This window comes from uncultured Marinobacter sp. (assembly GCF_963974375.1).
In the GTDB taxonomy this organism is placed as follows: domain Bacteria; phylum Pseudomonadota; class Gammaproteobacteria; order Pseudomonadales; family Oleiphilaceae; genus Marinobacter.
The window spans coordinates 1-5,541 of the sequence record NZ_CAXBDN010000276.1 but is presented as its reverse complement, the minus strand read 5'-3'; the positions used below and the strand labels follow the sequence as shown (position 1 = coordinate 5,541).

Sequence of the window (5,541 nt, the reverse complement as noted above, 5' to 3'; positions counted from 1 at the left end):
GTGGGTGGCCCCAAGGCCCTCAAGCCCCGCCTGATCCGCACCCGCGTTGGCGCCAGTCTCACCGAACTGCTCAAGGACGAAGTGGCCACCGACTGCGAAGTGCGAGCCATTTCCGGTTCCGTGTTCGGTGGTCGTCGCAGTGACGGTCCCTGCGCCTACCTGGGGCGTTTTGCCAATCAGGTTTCTGTACTGGAGGAAGGCACCAGGCGTGAATTCCTGGGCTGGCTTTCACCCGGCGCCAACCGTTTCTCGGTACTGAATATCTATCTGGCCAAGCTGGCCCGTGGCAAACTGTTTGATTTCACCACCACCACCAATGGCAGTGAACGGGCCATGGTGCCGGTAGGTGCCTACGAGCAGGTCATGCCTCTGGACATTCTGCCAACCCAACTGCTGCGCTCGCTGATTGTGGGCGATACAGAGATGGCACAAAAGCTGGGTGCGCTGGAGCTGGATGAAGAAGATCTGGGTCTGTGTACCTTTGTGTGCCCGGGTAAATATGAGTATGGCCCGATTCTCCGTGAGAATCTGACCCGAATCGAGATCGAGGGCTAACACATGGCAATCCGACAGTTTCTCGACGGCATCGAGCATCACTTTGAGAAGGGTGGCAAGTATCAGCGCTGGTACGCGCTCTACGAGGCCGTTGATACCATTTTCTACACGCCTGGCAAGGTGACTTCCACGACTGCCCATGTGCGTGACGGCGTTGACCTCAAACGCATCATGATCACTGTGTGGTTGTGTACCTTTCCGGCCATGTTCTTCGGTATGTGGAACATCGGCTTTCAGGCCAACAGTTTTCTGGCCGAGAATCCCGACGCCCTGATGGGCGACGGTGGTCTGAGAACGGCCTTCATTGGTGCCTTCGCAGGTAACGATGCGGCCAGTCTCTGGGACAACTTTGTCTACGGCATGGCCTACTTCATTCCCATATATGCGGTCACCTTTATTGTTGGTGGTTTCTGGGAAGTGCTGTTTGCCACGGTTCGTCGTCATGAGGTCAATGAAGGCTTCTTTGTGACCTCTGTGTTGTTTGCACTGATCTGTCCGCCCACCATTCCCCTGTGGCAGGTGGCCCTGGGTATCACCTTTGGTGTGGTTATCGGCAAGGAAGTGTTTGGCGGTACCGGCAAGAACTTCCTTAACCCGGCACTGACCGGCCGGGCGTTCCTGTACTTTGCGTATCCGGCACAAATCTCCGGTGATCTGGTGTGGACCGCCGTCGACGGCTTCAGTGGTGCGACGGCCCTGAGCTGGGCCGCCAGTGGCGGACTGCAGGCACTGGAAACCCAGATCGGCTGGATGTCGGCCTTTATGGGTTCCATTCAGGGTTCCATGGGAGAAACCTCAACCCTTGCCATACTGATTGGCGGCGCGATTCTGCTGGTCATGAAGATCGCCTCTTACCGGATTGTCGGTGGGGTGCTGATTGGCATGATCGGTATGTCTTTGCTGTTAAATGTGGTCGGTTCTGAAACCAATCCGATGTTCGCGATACCGCCGCACTGGCATCTGGTCATCGGTGGCTTTGCCTTTGGCATGATGTTCATGGCAACGGATCCGGTATCGGCTTCCATGACCAATACCGGCCGCTGGTTGTTCGGCATTCTGGTAGGTGTGATGACGGTTCTGATCCGGGTGGTCAACCCGGCGTTTCCGGAAGGCATCATGCTGGCCATCCTGTTCGCCAACCTGTTTGCCCCGCTGATCGACCACTATGTGGTTCAGGCCAACATCAAACGGAGGCTCGCTCGTGGCTAAGAAAAAGGAAACGGTCGGAAAGACCCTGCAGGTCGCTCTGGCCCTGTGTATTGTTTGTTCCGTGATAGTTTCGGCTGCGGCGGTTTCGCTGCGGCCGATGCAGGCCCTGAATCAGGAGCTGGATATCAAATCCAACATCCTGCAGGCTGCGGGCATGGCCGAGCGTGGCGCCAAAGCCGAGCGCATCGAAGAACTGTTTGGCCGCTTTGAGCCGCGCCTGGTGGATCTTCGCAACGGTCGCTTTATCAGTCCGGAAGAGCTGGGTGTTGCGGATGTTCTGAGCTATGACCAGTATCGCGCTGCCAGTGAACCGTCAACCTCAATCCGGTTGAGTGGTGACCAGGATACGGCCAATCTCCGTCGCCGGGCCCACGCTGCCACCGTCTACATCCTCCGGGAGAATGACGAACTGGTGCGGGTGGTACTGCCGATTCACGGCCCGGGTCTCTGGTCCACGCTCTATGGCTTCATTTCGCTGGAAGGCGATCTGAACACCATCGAAGGTCTGGGGTTCTATGATCACGCGGAAACTCCGGGACTGGGTGGTGAAGTGGACAATCCGCGGTGGAAGAGTCAGTGGGTAGGCCAGAAAGTGTATGGTGACGACAAGGACCAGCCGAAAATTCAGCTGGTCAAGGGCGGCGCCGACCAGAGTGGCCCCGACGGTGAGCACAAGGTAGATGCACTTTCCGGTGCAACCCTGACCTCCCGTGGTGTCGAAAATCTGGTCAACTTCTGGATGGGCGAGGACGGTTTTGCACCGTTCCTCAAAAATCTGCGCGACGGGGAGGCCTGATCAATGTCTGACTTATCAGCCAGAAAGGTTCTGTTTGAACCGATATTCAATAACAACCCCATTGCCCTGCAGATTCTTGGTATCTGTTCGGCGCTGGCGGTTACTACCAGCCTGAGCGTGACGCTGGTCATGTGTGCGTCAGTGATTGCGGTAACGGCATTTTCCAACCTTGCGGTATCACTGATTCGCAGCCAGATTCCCAACAGCATCCGGATCATCGTACAGATGACCATTATTGCCTCGCTGGTCATTGTGGTGGATCAGATTCTTAAGGCCTACGCTTACGAAATCAGTAAGCAGTTGTCGGTCTTTGTCGGATTGATCATCACCAACTGTATCGTTATGGGACGTGCTGAGGGTTTTGCCATGCAGAATCCGCCGATGCTGAGTTTCCTGGATGGTATCGGCAACGGTCTGGGCTACTCCATTGCCATTTTGTTTGTGGCGGTGTTCCGTGAGCTGTTCGGTTCCGGTCAGTTGCTCGGCTTTACCATACTTACCTCGGTCAACGATGGTGGCTGGTATCTGCCGAATGGCCTGATGCTGCTGCCACCCAGTGCATTCTTCATCATCGGGCTGGGCATCTGGGCACTTCGTGCCTGGAAACCGGAGCAGGTCGAAGCGCAGGACTACAAGATGTCTGCCCATAAAACCCGGGAGGCCTTTTAATGGAACATTATCTGAGTCTTCTGATAACGGCCGTGTTCGTTGAGAACATGGCCCTGGCGTTCTTCCTTGGCATGTGCACCTTCCTGGCCATCTCCAAGAAGGTAGAGGCTGCCATTGGTCTTGGTATTGCGGTTGTCGTGGTACTGACCCTGACGGTTCCGGTGAACAATCTGATCTATAACAACGTACTCAGAGATGGTGCGTTGGCATGGGCCGGGTTGCCGGACGTTGACCTGAGCTTTCTGGGGCTGCTGACCTACATCGGCGTAATTGCGGCGATAGTCCAGATCCTGGAAATGATTCTCGACAAGTACATTCCTGCGCTCTACGCAGCACTGGGGGTGTTCCTGCCACTGATTACTGTTAACTGCGCGATTATGGGGGCGTCCCTGTTCATGGTTGAACGGGACTACACCTTTACAGAAAGTGCGGTCTACGGTTTTGGTGCAGGTGCTGGCTGGGCTCTGGCCATCGGCGCACTTGCGGGTATCCGTGAAAAGCTCAAGTACAGTGACGTGCCTGAAGGTCTGCGTGGCCTGGGTATCACTTTTATCACTGTGGGCCTGATGTCACTTGGCTTTATGTCGTTTTCCGGCATTTCGCTGTGATGCGTACCCGGCTAATCGGTTATTAACGAGAAGGCGAGACCATGAATACAGAAATCATTCTTGGCGTGGTCATGTTCACAGTCATCGTGCTTGCACTGGTGGCGGTGATACTGGCTGCACGCTCCAAGCTGGTCAGCACCGGGGATGTCACCATTGAGATCAATGATGACCCTGAGCATACGCTGACCACTGAGGCAGGTGGTAAACTGCTGAATACCCTGGCTGGCAACGGCATTTTTCTGTCCTCTGCCTGTGGCGGTGGTGGCACCTGTGCCCAATGCAAATGTAAGGTCTTTGAAGGTGGTGGTGCCATGCTGCCTACGGAAAAGACCCACTTCACGAACCGTGAAGAGAAGGAAGGCTGGCGCCTGTCCTGTCAGGTACCTGTCAAGCAGGACATGAAGATCGAGGTTCCGGAAGAGTTCTTCGGGGTCAAGAAGTGGGAATGCGAAGTGGTTTCCAACCATAACGTTGCCACCTTCATCAAAGAGCTGGTGCTGAAGCTGCCGGAAGGTGAGGAAGTGGATTTCCGCGCCGGTGGTTACGTACAGCTGGAATGCCCTCCCTACGAAATCGATTTCAAGAATTTCGATATCGAGGAAGAGTTCCATGAAGACTGGGACAAGCACGATATCTGGCGTTACAAGGCCATCAACAAGGAAGATACGATCCGTGCCTATTCCATGGCCAATTACCCGGAAGAGAAAGGCGTCCTGAAGTTCAATATCCGGATCGCTACACCGCCACCGGGCACTGACCATAACCCAGGCATCATGTCCAGCTATGTGTTCAATCTGAAGCCGGGCGACAAGGTGACGGTAATGGGGCCCTTTGGCGAGTTTTTTGCCAAGAAAACCGATGCGGAAATGGTGTTTATCGGTGGCGGTGCGGGAATGGCTCCCATGCGCTCCCACATCTTCGATCAGCTCAAGCGCCTGAACTCGAAGCGTAAAATCAGCTTCTGGTACGGTGCCCGAAGTGTTCGCGAAATGTTCTACGTGGAAGATTTCGACATGCTTGCCGAAGAGAACGAGAACTTCGAGTGGCACTGTGCCCTGTCTGACGCACTTCCCTCGGATAACTGGGAGGGCTATACCGGGTTCATCCATAACGTGTTGTACGATAACTATCTGAAGGACCATCCGGCCCCTGAGGACTGTGAGTTCTACATGTGTGGACCGCCCATCATGAATGCCTCGGTGATCAAGATGTTGAAAGATCTTGGTGTTGAGGATGACAACATCATGCTGGATGACTTCGGAGGTTAACTAGAACCAATGACATCCCGCATGATTCAGCCCGCCCGGGTTGCGCTGACCAGAGCCTTCATGGCTCTGGTTTTCGTGACCCTGGCGGGTTGCTCGTTTCAGCCTGACGAAAATGTCTGGGAAATTTCCGGCGGTATTTTCGGCACCCGATACCAGATCAACGTCGTATTGACCGAGGATGACGATCGGTTGCAGGATCTGGCTCAGGGCATCGAAGCAGTCCTTGAAGGTGTCGATGCTTCGATGTCGACCTGGCGCGAGGATTCAGAGTTGTCGGCGTTCAATCGTCAGCAGGATCAGTCGACCTGGTTTCCGGTGTCTACGGCGTTGTTCCGGGTTCTGGAAACCTCAAACCGGATTGCAGAGGCATCGGGCGGAGCCTTTGATATCACCATCGGGCCGGTGGTCAATCTCTGGGGATTTGGCCCCGATGGAC

Annotated in this window: 6 protein-coding genes and 1 pseudogene; all 7 read left to right on the top strand. The window is 55.1% G+C overall.

Annotation, left to right across the window (positions count from 1 at the left end):
* Positions 1 to 555: pseudogene (locus tag AAC035_RS18090) on the top strand (NADH:ubiquinone reductase (Na(+)-transporting) subunit A); the annotation flags it as partial.
* Between the two features lie 3 nt (positions 556 to 558).
* A complete protein-coding gene (locus AAC035_RS18085; RefSeq protein ID WP_339806492.1) occupies positions 559 to 1,764 on the top strand; it encodes an NADH:ubiquinone reductase (Na(+)-transporting) subunit B in 1,206 nt (401 codons plus the stop codon).
* Positions 1,757 to 2,560, top strand: a complete 804-nt coding sequence (locus tag AAC035_RS18080; RefSeq protein WP_339806491.1) for a Na(+)-translocating NADH-quinone reductase subunit C — start codon at positions 1,757 to 1,759, stop codon at positions 2,558 to 2,560. The genes AAC035_RS18085 and AAC035_RS18080 overlap by 8 nt, the downstream gene beginning before the upstream one ends.
* A 3-nt stretch (positions 2,561 to 2,563) precedes the next feature.
* On the top strand, positions 2,564 to 3,229 hold the full coding sequence (locus AAC035_RS18075; protein ID WP_339806489.1) for an NADH:ubiquinone reductase (Na(+)-transporting) subunit D: 666 nt from the start codon (positions 2,564 to 2,566) through the stop codon (positions 3,227 to 3,229).
* The gene (nqrE, locus tag AAC035_RS18070; protein WP_339806488.1) at positions 3,229 to 3,837 is read left to right on the top strand and encodes an NADH:ubiquinone reductase (Na(+)-transporting) subunit E; all 609 of its coding nucleotides are present in this window, start codon (positions 3,229 to 3,231) and stop codon (positions 3,835 to 3,837) included. Before AAC035_RS18075 ends, nqrE begins: the two co-directional genes overlap by 1 nt.
* A gap of 41 nt (positions 3,838 to 3,878) precedes the next feature.
* A complete protein-coding gene (nqrF, locus tag AAC035_RS18065; protein ID WP_339806487.1) occupies positions 3,879 to 5,105 on the top strand; it encodes an NADH:ubiquinone reductase (Na(+)-transporting) subunit F in 1,227 nt (408 codons plus the stop codon).
* Between the two features lie 21 nt (positions 5,106 to 5,126).
* Positions 5,127 to 5,541, top strand: a 415-nt coding sequence (locus AAC035_RS18060) for an FAD:protein FMN transferase (protein ID WP_339806486.1), incomplete at its 3' end; no start/stop codon positions are given.

Excerpts from the sequence above, each read along its gene's own strand:
- AAC035_RS18085 (WP_339806492.1), top strand. The coding sequence starts at position 559 with ATGGCAATCCGACAGTTTCTCGACGGCATCGAGCATCACTTTGAGAAG.
- AAC035_RS18075 (WP_339806489.1), top strand. The coding sequence starts at position 2,564 with ATGTCTGACTTATCAGCCAGAAAGGTTCTGTTTGAACCGATATTCAAT.
- nqrE (WP_339806488.1), top strand. The coding sequence starts at position 3,229 with ATGGAACATTATCTGAGTCTTCTGATAACGGCCGTGTTCGTTGAGAAC.
- nqrF (WP_339806487.1), top strand. The coding sequence starts at position 3,879 with ATGAATACAGAAATCATTCTTGGCGTGGTCATGTTCACAGTCATCGTG.